Source organism: Enterococcus sulfureus ATCC 49903 (genome assembly GCF_000407605.1).
Classification (GTDB): domain Bacteria; phylum Bacillota; class Bacilli; order Lactobacillales; family Enterococcaceae; genus Enterococcus_G; species Enterococcus_G sulfureus.
Window position 1 is genome coordinate 714,580 of record NZ_ASWO01000001.1, and the last position, 20,648, is coordinate 735,227.

Consider the following 20,648-nt stretch of genomic DNA (forward strand, 5'->3'; position numbering starts at 1 on the left):
ATTCCTCCTAATGAAAATATGGTTTCAAGGCGTGTAATTCCGCCAGTGTTAATGCACGATAGGAACCAACTTCTTCTTGTTCTAAACGTAATGGTCCCATAGATACACGCTTTAATGCAATCACTTTTTTCCCTTGAGCAAGAAACATTTTTTTGACTTGATGAAATTTCCCTTCTGAAATCGTAAGCAATGCGGTACTTTTCGTTGGGGAAGTCTCCAAAATCTGTAGGTTAGCTGGCTTACATACTCTACCACCAATAAATTCAATCCCAGCTAAAAAGGCTTGTTGATCTTGGATGGTCAATGCTTCGTTTACTGTGACGTGGTAGGTTTTTTCGACATGACGATCAGGATGCAATAAAGCAAAGCCTAACGGTCCATTAGTCGTCAGAAGAAGTAATCCCGTGGTGTCTCGATCTAAACGCCCAACAGCATACAAATCAGGATGTTGATCTTTTTTATCAAGTAGCTCAAATACTGTTTCGTGTTCTTGGTCATGATTTGCAGTAACGTATCCTTGTGGCTTGTGTAGCAGCCAATAATTTTCGCTCGTTTCTAATCGTTGACCGGCGACACGAATGTCATGAATCTGACTATCGACATTGCGTTTTTCTTCATATATCTTTTCTCCATCGAGTACAACTTGTCCGGTGAGGAAAAGTCGTTTCATTTGCTTTCTGGAAGTATTTAGGTTTTTTTCGATTAATTTATCAATTCTCATCTGATTCCTCTATCTTTTTTCTTATTATACCGTACATTCAAGCGATCCAAAATCACTTTGTTTGACTTTTTAAACTATCCGTCCTATGCTTAATGAGTAAAGTAAATATGTTTCTCATACACAGCGTTACAACCTGGTGGAGAAAAGTTCAATTAAACTTTCCAGGGTAGCTTTGTATTCAAAGTTACCCTTTTGCGTGTTCTCACGTACCCACTTCATGTGAAGAGTAATAAAATTTGCTGAAAAATAAAGTGTCTTCGGACCCAACATTCTAGGAGGAATTTAATTATGTCAGTTTCACTAAAAGCAAGTAAAAGAGAAGTTCGCCCCCGTTCATTACGTAACCAATTACGTCACGAAGGTAAAGTACCTGCAATCGTAAATGGATACAAAATCGAAAGTACACCAATCGCAGTTGACGCAAGTCAATTAGAAAAAGTATTACGCGAAAATGGTGTGAATACAGTAATTACTTTAGATTTAGACGGTAAAAAAGTAAACACATTAATCCATAACTATACTTCAGATACTTTTAAAGGTAACTTAACTCACGTTGAGTTCTTATCTGTAAACATGAAAGAAGTCACTGAAGTTGAAGCCGAAGTTGTAGTTGTCGGCGAAGCAATCGGTGTCAAAGAAGGCGGAGTCTTAACACAAACATTATACAATGTAACTGTTGCTGCAACTCCAGACAACTTACCAGAACGTGTTGAAATCGACGTAACTGATCTTAAGATCGGCGATGCATACACAGTAGCTGACCTTAAAGCAGACGGCGACTACGAAATCACTTCTGATAAAGAAGAACAAGTTGTATCTGTAACTGAACCTCAACAAGAAGAAGAAACTGAAGAAGCAACAGAAGCTGCTGAACCAGAAGTAATCGGTGAAGATAAAGAATAATAGCTAGAAATAACCCCCTCACGAAATTCGTGAGGGGGTTCTCTTATTTTTCGATCTTTCAAAAATCGTATTTTTTTTGCTCTTTTTGAAAGATCAAATTAAATATATAATGTTATATTTAATAAAAAAAGAAAAGGAAGCGTTTTTTTATGATTAGACACTTATTAACACAAACCGAGAAGACTAACCTAAATCTTTGGATTAGTCAGTTATCATTTGAAGAGATTGAAGCTGAAGAAACTCTTTCTTTGTACCTCATCAAACTGCAACATATATTAAAGCCAAAAGGAATCTTTCAATTACTGAAACATCTTGCTTATCATCCCATTACTGATTTACCAACGATTTGTCAATCATTGTCTATCAGCTCTTCTACAGCAAGAAGATATCTTTATGCTTTAAATAAAATATTATCTACCTATCATATTCAATTGAGTACCAAGCATATCGTCTATCTGACTGGTGATGAATTATTGATACGCACGTTACTTCTCCCTTATTTCATCCTTGATACCATCGAAAAATCGAATACTCCTCTAGAACCTACTGTCGTATTCAATCAAATCAAACTCTTTCAATTGATTCGACTGCGTTCGAACTATTCCCTACTCGACTACAAACAACCAACAAGATCAATAGATAGTTATCTATTTGTCAGCGAGCAAGGTTTTAGTTATATGTGGGAACAACTCCTAGGTTTACGCGAAATCACTACTCTTTCTACTTCTACTCTCTCCTCTAATTTTAAAGGCAATTATGCTTTAAAAACCCAAAATAAACTTCTAGTATTTTTTCATCGATTAAAGATTTTAACAAACTGCTATTGTACACAGACTTATACACAACAATTTTATCAGTTAATGATTCAACGCTATGAATATGCTTCTTACACCTTACCCTTTCAGTTCAACCATCCGTTAAGCTTATTTGCGATTACTTGCTTTTTTGAACCTGTCTATCCTTCAATGCTTGCTATCGAACGATTTATAGAACGTATATAAAAATAATCCACAGAAAATTTTTCTGTGGATTATCTATTCTTTAGACCAACCGATCTGGCATCATCATATTTAGGAATTCCATTACACCAATTAACGGCCCACGATGATCGATTGCTTGATAAATTATTTCCAATACATTAGATAGTCATATTATGACTACTCTCAATGCTATACTATTTATTATCTTCTAAAATTATTTTGAATACTAGATCTAGATATTCACTTGATTTTTTAATTGAACTAGTATTTCGAATAAGAGCATACTAATAACTGTAAAGGATGATGAGAAAAATGAATAAGTTAAAAAAAGGGCTATTTGGGTTGGTATCCTTTATGACAATGGGAATTGTAATGATCGTTTCAACCGTCACAGCTTATGCGGATGATTGGATAAATGTAGTACGTATGTACAATCCAAATTCTGGTGAACATTTCTATACAATGGATACGAACGAACGAAATTCATTATATCTAATCGGTTGGAACTATGAAGGGATTTCATGGGCTGCACCATCATCAGGTGGAACAATTTATCGCGTATACAATCCAAACAATGGTGACCATCATTACACGATGTCATTAGGTGAAAAAGACAACTTAGTAAAAGTTGGTTGGCGTTATGAAGGTACAGCTTGGAAAAGTGCTGACGCAAACGGTATCCCAATTTATCGAGTGTACAATCCAAATGCAAAAGGCCCTGGTAGTCACTTATACACGGCTAATGCAAATGAAAAAAATGTCTTAACAAAAGCGGGCTGGAGGTATGAGGGTGTTGCCTGGTATGCTGCCGGATTACAAAGTGGGAATATCACACCGTTACCAACAAGACCAAAAGACCAATCTGCAGAAGATTTGGAAAATAAAACAGGTATAACAGCGCAAGATGCAATGGGAACAATTTTAGACGGAATCGATTGGTCAAATCCACATTAATATCTAGAGGGAGATGGTTTATGACCATCTCCCTCTACATATATATCGTAAGAAAAACCAAAGCCCAACCTGATCATTTATGATCAGGTTGGGCTTTAGTTATTTTCATTAAATCAATCGATCGGGCATCATGATATTTAGAAATTCCATTACACCATTTTGTAAGTATAGATCTTTTTGGTCATAGCTTGAGATAGTTTGTTTGATCAAATCTTCTTGGTCATTTAAGATTTTGTCTGTCCAATGTGGATCGATCAAGATCGCGCGCCCGATTGCCACTAGATCTGCCGAAGCTAAAACAGTTTCAGCATCGGCTTTGCTGTGGACTTCTCCGACACCGATCAATGGGACACGATGATCGATTGCTTGATAGACCATTTCTAACATCGTGTGTTCTTGATGATTTTCATCGATCGATTTACGTTTATAATCAGACAATGAGATATGCAAGTAATCTAATTCTTTTTGTGCTAATTGATCGACTAAAAATAGTGTATCTTCAATACTGATTCCTGGTTTTTCAAATTCTTCCGGAGAAAAACGGTAGCCAATAATAAAGTCTTTCACACCTGATTCTTCTACTACAGAAATGACTTCATCGACTAATACCTCAATAAAGTGATAACGTTTTTCAAGTGTGCCACCCCATGCGTCATTACGACGATTTGAATGTGGTGAGAAGAATTGTTGGATGATATAGGTGTTTGCTCCATGTAATTCTACACCATCAAAACCAGCTTTAATTGCACGTTTTGTAGCTGCTTTAAAGTTTTCGATCAACGCTAAAATTTCTGATTCGGTAATCTCGCATGGTGTTTCAGCATTTGGACGTTCTGCTGCCACAGCACTTGCTGAAATAGGTTGAGTACCACGTAATACGCTAGAATCGGTCATACGACCAGCATGAAACAATTGTAAAATCGCTTTCGTCCCATTTTGTTGAATTGTGTTCGCTAATTTTGTTAGACCAGGAATATGTTTGTCCTCACTTACTGCAAGTTCGCCTTCCCAACCTTTACCGTCTGCTTGGACATTCGCCGCAGCAGTGATCACTGCGCCAACTTCACCTGAACGTAACCCATAGTAATTCAGTTCATCTGTTGTTACGACTCCATCGTAGAATGACATTTTCGTTGTCATTGGTGCCATTACCACTCTATTTTTTAACGTTAACCCTCGTTTGAATGTAATCGAATCATTTAATTTTGTCATGAATAAATTCTCCTTCGTATTATTGAAGTTTATTTTACAAAAAAGAATAGTATAAAATCTAAAATTACACAACTAAAGAAACTTATTCTTTTGATTAATATCAATTCTCTAAAATATTTTCTGCAGGAATATTAAAATAATGTTCTAATGTATCTCTAGCCATTAATTTATAAGTGTAGTTATACCTACCATCTATAACTTGCAAAGAATTACCATCTTTGGCTAGTTTTAAGTGGAATATACTGCCATTACTTCTTTGAGTTGTAAAGTTTAAAATGTTATTTTCTTCAAAAACTCTGACATTCTGTAGTTTAGTTCTATATACTGCTCTAACATCGGCTTCAGAAATAATCATATGCTTATCTATTGAAAAAATCCCATCGGAATTCGGAATTCCCCATAGTCCGACAAAACCATTCACTGAATAACCCGCTTTCGTTGCATACCAACCTACACCTTCATTTTTCCAACCAGCACGGACTAAACTTGTTTGTTCTGCTTGATTGGTCGTGTAGTTATGACTTCCTGCTTTAGCATTAGGATTATACGCTCGATACAGTGGAACTGTTTTATTCGTATCTGAGTACCAACCAATCCCTTCATAGCTCCAGCCTTTAGATACCAAAAGATTTTTTTCATTCCCATTCATCGTGTAATGATGATCTCCTGAATTTTGATTGTATACACGGTATACAGGTTGTCCGCTATCTGGAGCATACCAACCTACACCTTCATACGTCCAACCTGCTTTGACTAAAACATTTTTTTCGACCATATTTTTAGTATAGAAATGTTCCCCACTGTTTGGATTGTACAAACGTTGCATTTCGGCTGCATCTGCTTTTGAACCAAATCCAAATAATAATAAACTCATCCCTAAACCTAAAACCAAACTTTTTTTCATCTTTTTCATCCCTTTCATGTTTAGCTAATTTTATTCTATCATTGTGTGTATCTATAATATTCATACTCAAAAAAACTCTCCCATCTCGTTTCCTATCCAAACGAGATGAGAGAGTGTGTTGCCTTATTTTGAGTCAGCTGGGACGATTTTGATCGAACCATTCCATTTGTCTTGAACGTATTTTTCAACGTCTTCAGAATGCAGGGCTTCAACCAATTTTTTGATTTTTTCTTCTTTTTCATCGCCTTTACGAACAGCAATGATGTTTACGTAAGGTGTGTTGTCTTTTTCTAATAGCAACGCGTCTTTAGCAGGAACTAAATCAATTCCTAACGCATAGTTTGCATTGATAGCAACTAGATCACCTTCATTGTTTTTATAGGCTGTCGCAAGTAATGCAGGATCGATATCGTGTTTAAATTCTAATTTCTTAGGATTTTCGGCAATATCATCAAATGTTGCCGTTTCTTTATCCACACCATCTTTTAATTTGATCAAATCATTGTCTTCTAAGATTGTTAAAATACGACCCCAGTCAGATTCTGAGTTTGATGTGATCACAGTTGCGCCATCTTTTAGATCTTTAATGTCTTTGATTTTTTGAGAATATAAGCCCATTGGTTCTAAATGGACCGCACCTGCATTGACTAAATCAAATCCATTGTCTTTATTGGCTTTATTTAAATATGGGATATGTTGGAAATAGTTTGCATCAAGATCACCAGAAGCTAAGGCTTTGTTCGGTAAAATATAGTCATCAAAAATCTTGATTTCTAAGTCAATGCCTTCTTTTTTCAAGATAGGTTTCACTTGTTCTAAAATTTCGGCATGTGGTGTTGCTGAAGCACCCACGACTAATGTTTTGTCGTCACTTTTACTTTTTGATGATGAATCATCTGAACTTGAATTACCACAAGCTGCTAACCCAACAACTGCTGCTGCAATTGTAATAAAACCTAATAATTTTTTCTTCATATTCGTTTCCCCCTATTATCGTTTGTCTGTGCGTTTTGTTAAATAATCTCCAATTGCTTGGATAATAAATACAATGACTAAAATCAAGACTGTTGCGACTAAAGTGATTGTATAATTACTACGTTGATAACCTTCTTGCCACGCGATTGCGCCTAATCCACCCGCACCGATCGCTCCAGCAATAGCTGTATAGCCAATCATCGTGATGGTCGTAACTGTCACCCCTGAAATTAACGAAGGCAGACTTTCTGGAATCAAAATCTTATAAATAATTTGCCCATAACTTGCGCCCATTGCTTCGGCTGCTTCTAAAACACCTGAATCGACTTCACGAAATGAAATTTCGACCAGACGTGCATAGAACGGTGTCGCAGATAATACTAAAGCTGGAATGGCAGCAGTAGCACCTAAAAAGGTTCCTACTAACAATGTCGTAAATGGAATCAATAAGACCATTAAAATCATGAATGGTGTCGAACGGAAAATGTTGCTGATAATTGATACGATCGTATACACAAAACGTGAAGAATAAGTCGTTTTACGTCCTAATGAGTACAACGCCAATCCTAATAGCAAGCCAAGGATAACGACTAACACTGTCGATACAATCGTCATAAATAATGTATTGTAGACCGAAGTCCACATCGTTGACCAATCGACTTTTTCAAAGTTGAAATATGTTTCAACAAATCCTTTATTCATGCGTGATCACCTCTGTTTCTACTTGCTTTGTCGCAAAGAAAGCTAGCGTGTCTTCAATCGCTGGTTCTGCACCCGTAATCAAAATCGTTAACGAGCCAAATGCGCCTTCTTTTGCTTGTTGAATTTTTCCAAATACCACATTGATATCTACTGGAAACTGACGAATCGCTTGTGAGATCACAGGTTCATTGGCATTGTTTTCTTTAAAGGTCAATGTGACGATACGTCCAGTTGGATTTTCAGTTAAGAAGGTTTGAAGTAATTCTTCATCTGCTTGCATCTCGATGTTTTGACGAACAAAACGCTTCGTGATCGCTTCTTTAGGACGACGGAATACTTCGACGACCGTTCCTTCTTCTACCACTTTCCCAGTTTCCATTACGGCTACTTTATTACAAATCTGACGAACAACATCCATCTCATGTGTAATCAAGACGATCGTTAAATGCAACTTCTCATTGATTTCTTGTAAAAGATCCAATACTTCTTCTGTCGTTTGAGGATCTAATGCACTTGTTGCTTCATCACAAAGTAAAATTTCTGGATCATTGGCTAATGCACGTGCAATACCGACCCGTTGTTTTTGTCCTCCTGATAATTCGGAAGGATAAGCTTTTTCACGACCTTCTAATCCAACGAGTGAAAGCAATTCTAAAGCTTTCTCTGTTCGTTTGGCTTTAGGTACACCAGCTAATTCTAAAGGCAGCTCTACGTTTTCTTGTAATGTTCGTGACCAAAGTAAATTGAAATGCTGGAAGATCATGCCGATTTTTTTTCGAAATGTACGCAATTCTTTATTTTTTAAAGCTGTAACGCTTTGTCCATTGACGATCACTTCGCCTGTACTTGGTAGTTCTAATCCATTTAATAAACGTACCAAAGTACTTTTCCCTGCTCCTGAGTATCCTACGATTCCAAAAACGTCTCCTTTATCGATGTTCAATGAGACACCATTTAAGGCATGGATCGTGTTGTCTTTACGAGGATATGCTTTTGTTACGTTCTGTAGTTCAATAAATGCCATAATGCTTTCTCCTCCACTACTATTCGTTTAAATAAAAAAACTTCCGTCCCTCGTACAACTAAATTGCACAAAGGACGAAAGTATCATTTCCGTGTTACCACCTTTATTCGCTGGAATTCCAGCCTCACAAGTACTTAGAGAAACTCTCTGCATACTGTCACGCGTTAACGGGCGTATCCCGTAGTGGCTTGTCCGAAAACTCACCAGCTCTGCTCTAAAGACCATTTTCTAAACCACTTCCAGACCCCTTTTCAGCAACCGGAGCTCTCTAAACTTTCAGTGAAATATACTTATCTTTTCATTGCTTTTTAATATTAAGCAGATTATATCAAGCTCTCATACACCTGTCAAATGTTTCTTTCATTTTTTTACAATGCTTCAAACGCGGCGTGATCGACATCTTTCAAGCTTAAGAACCAAGCATTTAGTTCATCTTTATCATTTAGTACATCGATATTGGCATCGATTTTTTCATTGATAGAAGAGACAATACCTGCTAATGGGCTAACAAATTCATTCACCGCTTTTTCAGCTTCAACTTCTAAAATCGTATCGCCTACTTCTACTGCTTTACCTACTTTTGGTAAAGTCGCAAACGTTACATCGCCTAGCTCTTCTTGCGCTTCATTTGTTAAACCAAGACAATATTCAGTTCCATTGAACAAAATCCAAACATTATCTTTTTTCTTTAAGCATTTTTTTTCCATTCTTCTACGATCCCTTCGTAAACTTCTTCTTTGAAGCCATTTAAAATAAATTGATTGTTTCGAATAATAATCGGACGTTTCAACAACATGCCATCTGAAGCTAAAATTTCACTCGCTTCATCCATAGACAACTCGTTCATTTGGTTTTTTAAACCAAGTTCACGATATCGTTTACCACTTGTGTTAAAAAAGCGGCGCATTGGCAGTTCACTTGATACCATCCAATCTTTAATTTCAGTTGCTGTAGGTGTATCTTTGACGATATCAACTAATTCTACTTGTTCTAAGCGATTGCTCAAATACACCATCGCTTTTTTACAAGTTGAACATTTTGGATAACCATATACGGTAACCATCAAATTTTATCTCCCTTTCCCCACATCTCTAATGTTATTTACTTGCTTGGAATCGCATGGATAAAATCAATCCAATTCCGATCATGTTACTAAGTAAAGCTGATCCCCCTTGACTAATAAACGGTAACGGAATCCCCGTTAGCGGTAGTAAGCCAATATTCGCCCCAATATTCTCAAACACGTGGAACAAAATCATCATAATGATCCCCGCTGAGATATAGGCATAAAATTCATTATTTGTATCGTAGCAAACACGGATCATGCGGTAGATCAATACAAAGTATAAAAAGACCACTAACGCACTTCCGATAAATCCAAAATTCTCACCGATAACAGAAAAAATCATATCTGATTCACGAACGGACACATAGATATCACTCACATTAAAGCCTTTACCTAATAGTCCACCTGAGCCAATGGCCATGATCGAAGTCGCAACTTGCCTTGAGCTACCTTGAATATCATGAAATGGATCAAGCCAAGAATCGATCCGTTTGAATTGATAGGCTTTAAAGCCGAAATTCGCTAAAAATTCTCGTCCAGTATCACTAATGACTAAGAATAAAATCAAACTGCTCAACACTAAAAACGTCGCAATCAATGGCACAACGATCTTCCATGTAATTCCTGACATCAAGAAGATACCACCAAAAATCGCTAAGAACACGAGCATCGTTCCAAAGTCTTTTTGCAACAACACTAAGAGCAATACGGGTAGTGTGATAGCAAACATTTTCCCGATCAATATTCCATCTGACGCCAAATTTCGCTGACGATATTTACTATTATGCGAGGTTACGATACGAGCCATCATCAAAATATAGGCGATTTTCATCAATTCTGCTGGCTGAAGTGTGAACGCACCCAAGTGGAACCAATTTCGTGATCCTGTTGATTCTGCTAAACCGCGATCATAAAATTCCAACAGCGCTAACATGATGACTAATCCGCCACCGTAAATGTATGGCGTGAGTTTCCAGAGCCATTTGGATTTGATTTGCATAATAATAATAACAGCAATGATTCCTAAAACATACCATAATGCTTGCTTGGCAACGCCAGCAAACAAACTGCCTTTATACAAAGGATTTTGTGCATAGGCGACATATAATGCACCTAGACCAATCAAACAAAGAAGAAAGACTGGTAAGATCACACCATAGTCGATGCGACTATCTATCCTTTTTGTCGTTCTACGATTATTTTCCATGAATTCTCTCTTTCTTTTTTTTCCAATACTCCTTTCTATTATAGACCTAGTAAATCTAGAATGAAAAGAGAAGTTTAAAAGATGAATAAAAATTTACAGTTTCTTTCCTTAAGAACGGAAATTTTTGTTCATGATTTTCTGAAAGTCCGATTTACGAGAAAAATATTTAAAGAATAAATAGATCGCTCCACCAATCAAGAGTGCAATTGCATACGCGAGACTACCATTCCAAAAACTTTCCATATTGATCAAAGCCAAAAGTGTCAATACCAACCAATAATACGCTAGGATACGACGAAAAATCCCTTTAGGACCTATTTTTTCAAAATAGGCATTCCATTTATCTAATGTCATTTTTTGTACATCTCGTTTAATACGAAAATGTAGCATCATCAAACCTACAGCTAACACACTTGCTAATTTAATACTGACCACAAACACAAGTAGTGTTCCTAAAATAAACCACATTGAGTTGTCCTCCTTTACTTGTGCACTAAACAGAAAAATGTTGATCATCGTAGCGATGATCAACATTTCTCTTATGCCAGCTGCAGGAATCGAACCTGCGACCTACGCGTTACGAGTGCGTTGCTCTACCTACTGAGCTAAGCTGGCAAACTATAGTCTAAATTATAGAAAAGTTTGCGATATTTGTAAAGACTAACTGCTTGAAAAATAGCGAAAAAAGCAGAACGATTCAAATTATTTCGTCCTGCTTTTTTTCTTTAGTTTAATGGATTTTGTTTACGAACACTTGCTGACTCTTCCTTGTCTTTGATGGTCACAAAATAGACGATCGTTCCTAAAACGAATACGACGATCATGATCAATAAGGCCATCATTTGAATATTCGTCAACAAGTATAAGGAAATGATCAATGCAATGATCGGAATCGTATACCCACCTTTTAATGAGAATCCATTGTTTGGATATTGTTTTGTATGTTTGAATTTCATCACCGCTAAAATCGACGGTACATATTGGATAAAGGATACGATAACGATACACGCTACTAAGAAAATATAACTAAATGAAGTCATTGCCATACTGATCAATGAAGATACCACTACTGCAACGATCGGTGCACCATATTTATTTGTTTTGGCTAAAGCACTTGGCAATAGATGGTGTTCATCTGCTAAAGAAGCCGCAAGTGTCGGTGTACTAAATGAAACGGCAAAGGCTACACCGAAGATCGAGACGATCATGCCCACAATAACAATCGAATATGCCCATGAACCTACTGTCGATTGCATCGCTTGAGCAATTGGCAATGTGTATTCTGTAATTTTTGGTCCCAAGATCCCAATTGCGATCGCTTGAACCAATACATAAATGATCGTGACACTAGACATCACTAAGATCAATGCTTTTGGAATATTTTTTTCTGGATTGTCCATCTGTGCCGCTGCTACTGGAATAAATGAAAATCCGGTAAACATGTAGAATACCACACTAAATCCTGCACCGAAATCTTTCATAACATCGCCCGCACTTTTGGCACTAGCTGGGATAAAAGGTGAAAAATAATGCGTGTGTACGAAAAAAACACCGATTACTAAAAAGAAAACTAATGTAATGATTTTAAATGCTGACGAGATATTATCGACCCATTTTACCATCCCAGTCCCAAAATAATTGATAATCGCCAAGAGGATAATCAAACCAATTGGAAATAAAACTTCGATCACACGATTATTCATCGCCGGTACGATTGGTTTTAAAGTACGTAATAGCGCCACGACTTCCGCCGAGAGCGTCAGACAGCCTAAAAACCAAGAAAATAGTCCAATTTGAAAGCCGGTAAATTTTCCAAACGCGTTATACGAATAAAGCCAAGCTGCTCCAGAACCTGAGAAACGACTAGATAGATCAGCGTAACAAAGGGCGACCATACTGACCGTAATTGCAGCCATCAGCAAAACAAAAATACTCATAACGCCACTATCTTTATAGATTTGTTGTGGCAGTAAAAATGCCCCAGATCCTACAATAGCGTTGATTCCTAAAAAATAAATGGAAAAGAAACTCAATTTTTTTTGTGGTTGTTTTTTCGAGACCAGTGACGTTTGAATTTCTCCTGCTGCCATGATGCATTCCTCCTATTCTTTTTTGGGACTAACTGGACTGACCGGTGTACGATCAAACTTCGCTTCAGCTAAGTAAATGATCACTCCAACAATAAAGACACTGACTGCAACTAAAATGACTTTAAAATTAAATCCAACTAATAAATACATTGACCCAATCAAAGCTAAAATTGGAATCGTGTAGCCTCCAGGTAAATGAAATCCTTGCGTTGGAAATTCTTTATTATTATGGAATTTCATTGTAGCCAAAATCGTTGGAATGTATTGAACAAAATTCGCACAGACCATACAAGTAGCTAAGAAGACATAACTACCTGTTAACAGTAACAATGAACTAATGACTACAGTTAATAAAATCGAGATATAGGGTGCATCATAACGATTGGTTTTTCCAAAGAATTTAGGCAATAAATGATGCTCATCTGAAAGAGAAGAAGCAATGATCGGCACATCAAAAGAAGATGCGAAAGCCACACCAAATGTTGAAATCGTACTTCCGGCAATGATCACATAATAGCCCCAGCTTCCTAGCATATGACGCATCGCTTCTGCTACAGGAATCGTAGTTTTCGCAAGCCCTGCACCTAGAACACCGATGGCCAATGCTTGAACGACTACATAGATCGTCATAACAGATAACATGATCGTCACCAAAGCTTTTGGCAGATTTTTTTGTGGATTATTCATTTTACGAGCTGCAATCGGTAAGAAAGAAAACCCGGTAAACATGTAAAACACCACACTATACGTACTACTTACACTTTTAAATAATCCACCAGAAGAGTGCATCGTTTCGGGAACTAATGGGGAAAAATTAGCTGCTTTTAAGAAAAATGCACCTACAATAATAAAAATAGCTACTGTCAACAACTTCAAGCCAGAGGAAAGATTACTTACAAATTTTACTGAATTGACACCAAATAAATTAATAATACCTAACAATACGATAAATCCAATTCCAAAACCTAAAGAGATCCATTGATTGGATAAGCTTGGAATCATATTTTTAAAAATTCGAATCAATGCCGCAATTTCTGCTGAAATCGACACGACTCCGGCAAACCACATGAAAAAGCCAACTTCAAAGCCAACAAATTTCCCATAAGCATGATACGAATAGAGCCACGCGCCACCTGATTCAGAAAAACGACCAGATAAATCTGCGTAACATAAAGCAATCAATAAAGTCGAGATTCCGGCTGCAATAATACAGAGTAATCCCCACATGACTCCGGCATCTTGATAGATTTGTTGCGGGAGTAAAAAAGTACCTGACCCAATAATGCCATTGATTCCTAAAAGAAAAATCGAGAAAAACGATAATTTTTTCATTGAACTTGCTGCTTGTTTTGCAGTAGAGTTTGATTGTGCCATGAGCTTCTCCTTTCTTAATGAATCCGACTAGCCACACGTTGGATAAAATCACGATAGATATCTAACATTTGAGGGTTTTCTGGCCATAGATTTTCTGGATGCCATTGGACAGCCAAGATTTGATTATCGCCTTTACTTTCAACTGCTTCTACTAAACCATCTGGACTCTTAGCAACTACGCGTAAGGATTCAGCAACTTCATGAATGGCTTGATGATGACGTGAATTTACAAATGCCTTAGTGCCGATCAACTGAGCTAAACGACTATCGGCTTCTACTTCAACATAGTGTGAAGGTTTATGTGCTGGACTTGTAGCATTATAGTTTTCATGTTTGATATAAAATTCTGGATGTTTTGTTTGGATATCTTGGTATAAACTTCCACCTAACGCTACATTGATCAATTGAAATCCACGGCAATTACCTAAAATCGCTTTGTCATTGTGGTATGCTGCACGACACAATTCGATTTCAAACCGATCTTTTTCCGTATCAAAATTGCCACAACCCCATTCTGGATCTTCTCCATAAAACTGTGGATCAATGTCAGCACCACCGACAAAATAAAATCCATCAAAGCAAGTCAGATACTCGCGTATATTTTCTTCACGTACTGCAGCATCTGGGATCGGTAAAATAGCAGGTAGGCCACCTGCTTGTGTGATTGAATCACATACCGCACTCGTTGCATAATCTGATTGGAACAAACTCAAAGCACTAGCATCTCTTAAAATGACATCTGCAATAATGGCAATTCTTGGTTTTCTCATGTTGTTCTTCCTCCTAAATTTCTCTTCATGCTTTCTACATTGTTTACTCTATCACATGGAAGTTTATCGTTAGGTAGGATTAAACAAACAGTTTTGTACGATAAACATGCAATCTTGTAAGATACAAAAAAATCGTAAACCAAATTTGGTTTACGATTTTTTTATTGGATATATTCACGACTCACTACTTTAGACTCATCGCCGTATACTTCTTCTAATTCACCTTGGCTATTAATACGATACGTATATTCTAGTGTAGCCTTTATTTTTCTGTTTTTATAAAAAGTGTAACAATTATACCTATCTATTCAAATTATATAAAATAACACAAAAAAAGTGAAACTATAGTTTCACTTTTTTGTTTATAATTACTATACAAATGATTTATTTAAATTCAATAACATTAAAAATAATTGTATCTAGTATATAAAATTGTTATTTTTTCAAATCTGATCGAGCTGGATAATTTTTGTATAGCGTTTTTTATTTGCTTCACTTGTCTTATGTGCGATTTCAATCAGTGTGAAAGATCCAGTTAGTAAAAATTCAGTAACACGTTCACTTGTCTTCGGATCTAAAGCTGAAGTGACTTCATCCGCTAAGATAACTGGTCTATCTGCTAATAACGCACGAGCAATTTCGATACGTTGCAATTGTCCGCCAGATAAATATTTTCCTTTTTCTCCAACTTGAAAGTTTAGTCCTTTTTCGGCGATAACTTCACTCAATTGACTATTTGCAATCGCTTGTTCAATTTTTTCGTTTGGATATTCGTGTCCCATCGTTAAATTAAATAAAATCGTATCATCAAAAATAAAAGGAGCTTGTTTCATCATGGCAAATTGGGAGAGTAAACTATTTTCAGGTACCATTTTTTGATTGATTTGATACGTACCCGTTGTAAATGGAATAAATCCACCAAGCGCGCGTAATAAAGTCGACTTACCATAACCAGAAGGTGCAAGAATTAGAATTTTATCTCCTTTTTTGATCGTGATATTTAGCTTTTCAAACAAGGCTCGATCATTAAAATAAATACCTGCATCTTTTAATGTCAATTCTTCAAATTCTTTTGAAACCAGTTCAACAGTTTTTTGTTTAGTGGAAGGAATCGTTGCTAATAGCGCGGATAATTTCGTTGTCGTTTTTTGCTCATTACGCGCAGTAACGATAGCAAATAAAGGATTGACTAAAGAATTGGATAACTGAACGATCGCCATAAAACCTCCAATCGTTAGCGCTCCTTGTAAGACACGAAAAATTCCAAAGCTAAAAGATACACAAAAAATCAATAGATAGGCTAAGCTGACGACAGTTTGACTACTAAAATCAGAGAGATTATTCATTTTTTTTAATGCACGTTCTACTGCAAAAATATTCGTGAACAGACTTTTTTTAGCACTTTCTTGTGCATGATAATTTAAAATCGTATCTAAGCCATTGACCGAATCCGTCAATTTCCCGACATATTCACTATTTTCATCCGACCAAATAGTTGAACTAGTTTTGATTTTAGCTGAAAAAAATTGGTTTACAAAAATGGGAACTAAAGAGGTAAAAAAGAAAAACAGCGTAGTTTCAATATTTAAAAAAAGACCGTATGATAAGGCGAAAATAAAAAGTAATCCATTTTGTAAAATCAAAAGTTCGTTTAAAATCCCTTTGATTTCTAGTTGTTTCATGTCATTGGTCATATAAGAAATCGCTTGTTTTGTCGAAAACTGATTTGGTCGTTTTAAAATATGATCAAATAATTCTTCTTTGATCTTCACGTTGCAGCTATAGACTAAACGATTTTTGATCTCAATATAGATCATTTGAAAAATATAATAGAGGATAATACCCACTGCTGAAATTACAATCATCTGAATCAATTGTGCAACTGTTCCTCCTGTAGCGATATCGATAAATCGACCTACGATGTAGGCCATAAATGCACTATTCGTACTCACGATCAAAAGCAATACAAACCCTAAATAAAATAATTTTTTATTTCCATATTGATAAATTTTCATTTTACACCCCTTTTTAAAAATATAACGTTATTTTCTAATCATTTTTTCATTTAAATCTAGTGTAAACTTTTGAGTATTTAAATACAATAGTCTTTTTCTTTACAAAAAGTATTGTCTTTTTGTAAACTATCTACAATAACTATTGAAAGGAAATTTTAATGAAAAAAATTAGTATTCTCGCTACGCTAGCAGTCGTTTTCGTCTTGTTCTTTTTAAATCCCTTCTTAGCGATTTTAATTGGTGCACTAGCAGCTTTCTTCTTTAAAAAAGGAGGGTCAACATGACGCTATTCAAAAAAATATTAGGTGTTAAACTTTATTTATGGTTCGTCTTACTCCTTGCTTTGGTCACTTTAGTTGGGTCATTCTTTTTACGCCAATCTTCTGGTACTTCAATTTCTACCTCACAATCCGTCGTAAACTATATCGAAGAAGTCAACGAACAGGTGTTTTTAAATGTTGGCATCGAACATGTCGAGACGAAGACAAACAATACTACAATTCCTTGGACAAAAATCGGTATTCCTTTTTCTGAGAAAAAAGCATTAATCATCTTGAACTATCAAGCAAAATTAGGAATCAAATCTCCAGCTAAAATCAAAGAAGTTTCTGAGCACACGTATAAAATCACTTTGCCAAAATATGAAGTCATTGGAATCGAACTAGATCCTGATAAACCTTACGAACTTTATGACTCTCAAGGTGAACTCTTGAGTTATTCCACTAAAGATATTGATACAGGTGAAATCGTAGCAAAGACACTCTCAAATAGTGTTCAAGAAAAATATCTTGCACAATATACCAAACAACTCAATGAATCTGCTAAAAATTATTACCAAACGCTTTTGACTCCTCTTAATCCAGATATAAACCTTGAATTTGAATTTACAGAATAAAAAAAGCAACCCAGATATCTAGGTTGCTTCGGCTTGACTAACTGGATTTAGATAACCTTTCTCATTACAACGTATCTTGATTTGATACGTTGTTTTTTCTTCTGTTTTGATTCCTGTGACAAGTGTTTCATTTCCAGCCAATAATTCTTCGATATTTTTTTTGGTCAATTTCTTTTGTCGAAAATGTGTCGATAGCGTAAAACGACAATTTGGATACGCGATACACCCATAAAAGCCTTTTTTTTCAACCAATTCATGTTGACAACGCGGACACTTCCCGATAACCTTACCAGTTGGTTTTGGGATAAAATCATCTGTATTGACCTGAAGTTGCGCAATTTCATTGGGAACAGTCTGCAATAGATGCAAAATAAACTTTTGGATATTCGCTAAAAAATTTTCTTGTGTTCCTGTTTGTTGACCGATTTTCTTTAAGTAACGCTCCCACTTTGCTGTCATTTCTGCACTTGCCAGTAACGAGTGATTTCCTAGAGCTTCACTTAAAAGCGCACCTTTTTTCGTTACGATCAATTGATTTTTTTCTAAACGAATGTATTCTTTATGCTTCAATGTTTCAATAATGCTTGCTCTGGTCGCTTCAGTCCCAATTCCTTCGATCTCTTTTAAAATCTGGCTAGCTTCTTCATCTTCGACTTGTTTATTTGCGGTCTTCATCGCGGTCAGTAACGTACCTTCTGTGAAGGGTTTAGGCGCTTGTGTTTTCTTTTCAACCACTAACATCTCACCCGAGACTGCTTCATCGACCACGACTTTAGGCAATAAATCATCTTCTTTAGCATTTTGTTTCTTACTTTTAGGAAATAATCCTTTCCATCCTTCAAGCAATGGAACTTTTCCGATTGCTTTAAATGTGGCTTGTTCAAACGTGGTATGAATCACAGTTTCTTCGTAAGTATAATCTGGAGCAAACATCGCGATCGTTGTTTGCATGACTAACTGATAGATTTGTTGTTGCAACTGAGGTAGACGTGCAAAACGTTCTGCCGTTGGGACTTGTTTTGTCGGAATGATCGCGTGATGCTCTTGAACTTTTTTATCATCGACATATCGTTTACGTGCTTTTTGCTGTGGCAATTCCCCTTGATACCCCAAAAAATGCGTATACTTTTGAAGCTGTGTGACTAAATAAGTAAACTCATTTGTCGTAATAAACGGTGTATCTGTTCTTGGATACGTTAATAGTTTAGCTTCATATAATTTTTGAACAGCTTCTAGCGTCTGACTTGCACTTGCTTTATAGATTTGATTGATTTTGGACTGTAGACTACTTAATGAAAAAAGCAGTGGACTTGGTGTCTTTTTCTTCTTTTTTTCTACTTGCGTAATTTGTCCCATTACGTGTTCTTGATCGATCTTACATTTTTCTAAATAGGTGGTGACTTCTTCTTTGGTTTTAAATCGTTGATGCGGATCTAAGTGGGCGATAAATTCACCATTTTCAGCTTGGATCTTGGCATCTAGCTCAAAAAAAGGTTCTGGCTTAAATTGTTCAATTTCTTTTTGGCGTTTATGCACGATTGCCAGTGTCGGTGTTTGGACTCGACCAATCGAAAACACACCGGAAATCCCTCGTTTTTGTAACGATAACGTATACAACTGACTGCCATTCATTCCAATCAGCCAGTCGGCAATCTGCCGAGTTTGAGCTTCTTTATAAAACGGATAATAATCCATTCCCGGTCGTAATTCTTGAAAACCTTTATAAATGACATCTTTTTCCATCGAATTGATCCACAAGCGTTGATACGTTTTTTCATCTGAAAAAGCTTGAGCTTGATGAATGATCGACCACGCGATATTTTCACCTTCGCGATCACTATCGGTTGCCACAATAATCACATCGGCGCGTTGCAATAAACGTTCAACGATATGAAATTGTTTTTTCTTTGAATCCGCAACTTGAAAACGATAATTTTGTGGAAAAATGGGCAAGGTCTGTAACGACCACTTTTGCCATTTTTCAGCATACTCGCCTGGTTGAGCTAATTCGACCAAATGACCAAAGCCAAATGTAATGACGGTAGGCCCTGAAAAGAGTGGATCTTTGATTTCAAAATAGCCATCTTTTTTACTAGACTGTTTGAAGGCTTGTGCATAAGCTTGAGCCTGACTAGGTTTTTCCGCCAAAATTACTGTTTTGACCATCTGTAACGCTTCCCTTCAAAAAAAGAAACTACCGCAAGTGTGCGATAGTTCACTGTTATTATTTTGTTCCAAATAAACGGTCACCAGCGTCACCTAAACCAGGAACGATATAACCATCTTCATTTAATTTTTCATCTAGTGCAGCGACATAAATATCAACATCTGGATGCGCATCTTGTAATGCTTTAACTCCTTCAGGTGCTGCTACAAGACAAACAAATTTAATATTTGATGCACCGCGTTTTTTCAATGAATCAATGGCCATGATCGCAGAACCACCAGTAGCTAACATTGGGTCTACTACAAGCAATTGACGGCTATCGATGTCATCCGGTAATTTTACGAAATACTCATGTGGGATCAATGTTTCTTCGTCACGGTACATTCCGATATGACCGACTTTAGCAGCAGGAATCAATTGTAAGATCCCGTCTACCATTCCGATACCTGCACGCAAGATTGGAATGATCGCTACTTTTTTACCCGACAATGTCTTTTGTGTTGAACGGACGATCGGTGTATCGATCTCGATATCTTCAACTGGCATATCACGAGAAATCTCGTATGCCATTAACATCGCGATTTCGTCTACGACCTCACGAAACACTTTTGTTCCACAGTCTTTATCACGAATAATTGTTAACTTATGTTGGATCAACGGATGATCGATTACTTGAAATTTACCCATAT

Annotated in this window: 21 protein-coding genes, 1 tRNA gene and 1 other annotated feature; of the genes, 5 read left to right on the forward strand and 17 right to left on the reverse strand. The window is 36.5% G+C overall.

What is annotated here, in order from left to right; genetic code table 11:
- Window positions 1–7: 7 nt before the first annotated feature.
- Window positions 8–721: an RNA pseudouridine synthase gene (locus I573_RS03275; RefSeq protein ID WP_016185155.1), complete on the reverse strand. Its 714-nt coding sequence runs from the start codon at window positions 719–721 to the stop codon at window positions 8–10.
- 288 nt (window positions 722–1,009) lie between these two features.
- On the opposite strand from I573_RS03275, the gene I573_RS03280 reads away from it, so the two are divergent.
- From I573_RS03280 to I573_RS03290, 3 genes are all read left to right on the forward strand, one after another.
- Window positions 1,010–1,624 (forward strand): 50S ribosomal protein L25/general stress protein Ctc, encoded by a 615-nt coding sequence (locus I573_RS03280; protein ID WP_016185156.1) that lies wholly within the window; start codon window positions 1,010–1,012, stop codon window positions 1,622–1,624.
- A 149-nt stretch (window positions 1,625–1,773) separates the two neighbouring features.
- Window positions 1,774–2,625, forward strand: coding sequence for a helix-turn-helix domain-containing protein (locus I573_RS03285; protein ID WP_016185157.1), 852 nt, complete (start codon window positions 1,774–1,776; stop codon window positions 2,623–2,625).
- A 291-nt stretch (window positions 2,626–2,916) separates the two neighbouring features.
- Window positions 2,917–3,558, forward strand: coding sequence for a hypothetical protein (locus I573_RS03290; protein WP_016185158.1), 642 nt, complete (start codon window positions 2,917–2,919; stop codon window positions 3,556–3,558).
- A 108-nt stretch (window positions 3,559–3,666) separates the two neighbouring features.
- On the opposite strand, the gene I573_RS03295 is transcribed toward I573_RS03290, so the two are convergent.
- The 14 genes from I573_RS03295 to I573_RS03360 all read right to left on the reverse strand — a co-directional run bounded on the left by I573_RS03295 (window position 3,667) and on the right by I573_RS03360 (window position 16,897).
- The gene (locus I573_RS03295) at window positions 3,667–4,770 is read right to left on the reverse strand and encodes an NADH-dependent flavin oxidoreductase (RefSeq protein WP_016185159.1); all 1,104 of its coding nucleotides are present in this window, start codon (window positions 4,768–4,770) and stop codon (window positions 3,667–3,669) included.
- Between the two features lie 100 nt (window positions 4,771–4,870).
- Entirely contained in the window at window positions 4,871–5,674 is an 804-nt protein-coding gene (locus tag I573_RS03300) for a hypothetical protein (protein WP_016185160.1), read from the reverse strand.
- 123 nt (window positions 5,675–5,797) lie between these two features.
- A complete protein-coding gene (locus I573_RS03305) occupies window positions 5,798–6,649 on the reverse strand; it encodes a MetQ/NlpA family ABC transporter substrate-binding protein (protein WP_016185161.1) in 852 nt (283 codons plus the stop codon).
- 15 nt (window positions 6,650–6,664) lie between these two features.
- Entirely contained in the window at window positions 6,665–7,351 is a 687-nt protein-coding gene (locus tag I573_RS03310) for a methionine ABC transporter permease (RefSeq protein WP_016185162.1), read from the reverse strand.
- On the reverse strand, window positions 7,344–8,375 hold the full coding sequence (locus I573_RS03315) for a methionine ABC transporter ATP-binding protein (protein WP_016185163.1): 1,032 nt from the start codon (window positions 8,373–8,375) through the stop codon (window positions 7,344–7,346). Before I573_RS03315 ends, I573_RS03310 begins: the two co-directional genes overlap by 8 nt.
- A gap of 67 nt (window positions 8,376–8,442) precedes the next feature.
- Window positions 8,443–8,686 (reverse strand) — a binding site (T-box leader).
- A gap of 57 nt (window positions 8,687–8,743) precedes the next feature.
- Window positions 8,744–9,082 (reverse strand): glycine cleavage system H family protein, encoded by a 339-nt coding sequence (locus tag I573_RS03320; RefSeq protein WP_016185164.1) that lies wholly within the window; start codon window positions 9,080–9,082, stop codon window positions 8,744–8,746.
- Window positions 9,064–9,438 carry an arsenate reductase family protein gene (locus tag I573_RS03325; RefSeq protein WP_016185165.1) on the reverse strand — a complete coding sequence of 125 codons (375 nt, stop codon included), beginning with the start codon at window positions 9,436–9,438 and terminating at the stop codon, window positions 9,064–9,066. Before I573_RS03325 ends, I573_RS03320 begins: the two co-directional genes overlap by 19 nt.
- 34 nt (window positions 9,439–9,472) lie before the next feature.
- On the reverse strand, window positions 9,473–10,648 hold the full coding sequence (locus tag I573_RS03330) for an FtsW/RodA/SpoVE family cell cycle protein (protein ID WP_016185166.1): 1,176 nt from the start codon (window positions 10,646–10,648) through the stop codon (window positions 9,473–9,475).
- A gap of 108 nt (window positions 10,649–10,756) precedes the next feature.
- Entirely contained in the window at window positions 10,757–11,116 is a 360-nt protein-coding gene (locus I573_RS03335) for a hypothetical protein (protein ID WP_016185167.1), read from the reverse strand.
- Between the two features lie 74 nt (window positions 11,117–11,190).
- Window positions 11,191–11,263: transfer RNA gene (locus I573_RS03340), tRNA-Thr, on the reverse strand.
- A 110-nt stretch (window positions 11,264–11,373) separates the two neighbouring features.
- Window positions 11,374–12,738: an APC family permease gene (locus I573_RS03345; protein ID WP_016185168.1), complete on the reverse strand. Its 1,365-nt coding sequence runs from the start codon at window positions 12,736–12,738 to the stop codon at window positions 11,374–11,376.
- A gap of 12 nt (window positions 12,739–12,750) precedes the next feature.
- The gene (locus I573_RS03350; protein ID WP_016185169.1) at window positions 12,751–14,112 is read right to left on the reverse strand and encodes an APC family permease; all 1,362 of its coding nucleotides are present in this window, start codon (window positions 14,110–14,112) and stop codon (window positions 12,751–12,753) included.
- A gap of 14 nt (window positions 14,113–14,126) precedes the next feature.
- Window positions 14,127–14,882 carry a gamma-glutamyl-gamma-aminobutyrate hydrolase family protein gene (locus tag I573_RS03355; RefSeq protein ID WP_016185170.1) on the reverse strand — a complete coding sequence of 252 codons (756 nt, stop codon included), beginning with the start codon at window positions 14,880–14,882 and terminating at the stop codon, window positions 14,127–14,129.
- Window positions 14,883–15,325: 443 nt separating this feature from the next.
- Complete coding sequence (locus tag I573_RS03360; protein ID WP_016185171.1) at window positions 15,326–16,897, reverse strand: ATP-binding cassette domain-containing protein; 1,572 nt, start codon at window positions 16,895–16,897, stop codon at window positions 15,326–15,328.
- Window positions 16,898–17,055: 158 nt separating this feature from the next.
- On the opposite strand from I573_RS03360, the gene I573_RS11625 reads away from it, so the two are divergent.
- Window positions 17,056–17,181: a hypothetical protein gene (locus tag I573_RS11625; protein WP_016185172.1), complete on the forward strand. Its 126-nt coding sequence runs from the start codon at window positions 17,056–17,058 to the stop codon at window positions 17,179–17,181.
- Window positions 17,178–17,792 carry a DUF4230 domain-containing protein gene (locus I573_RS03365; RefSeq protein WP_016185173.1) on the forward strand — a complete coding sequence of 205 codons (615 nt, stop codon included), beginning with the start codon at window positions 17,178–17,180 and terminating at the stop codon, window positions 17,790–17,792. Before I573_RS11625 ends, I573_RS03365 begins: the two co-directional genes overlap by 4 nt.
- A gap of 18 nt (window positions 17,793–17,810) precedes the next feature.
- Here I573_RS03365 and I573_RS03370 read toward each other — a convergent pair whose 3' ends face one another.
- Entirely contained in the window at window positions 17,811–19,958 is a 2,148-nt protein-coding gene (locus tag I573_RS03370; protein ID WP_016185174.1) for a DNA topoisomerase 3, read from the reverse strand.
- Window positions 19,959–20,016: 58 nt separating this feature from the next.
- Window positions 20,017–20,646 carry a uracil phosphoribosyltransferase gene (gene upp / locus I573_RS03375; RefSeq protein ID WP_016185175.1) on the reverse strand — a complete coding sequence of 210 codons (630 nt, stop codon included), beginning with the start codon at window positions 20,644–20,646 and terminating at the stop codon, window positions 20,017–20,019.
- Between the last annotated feature and the right edge of the window lie 2 nt (window positions 20,647–20,648).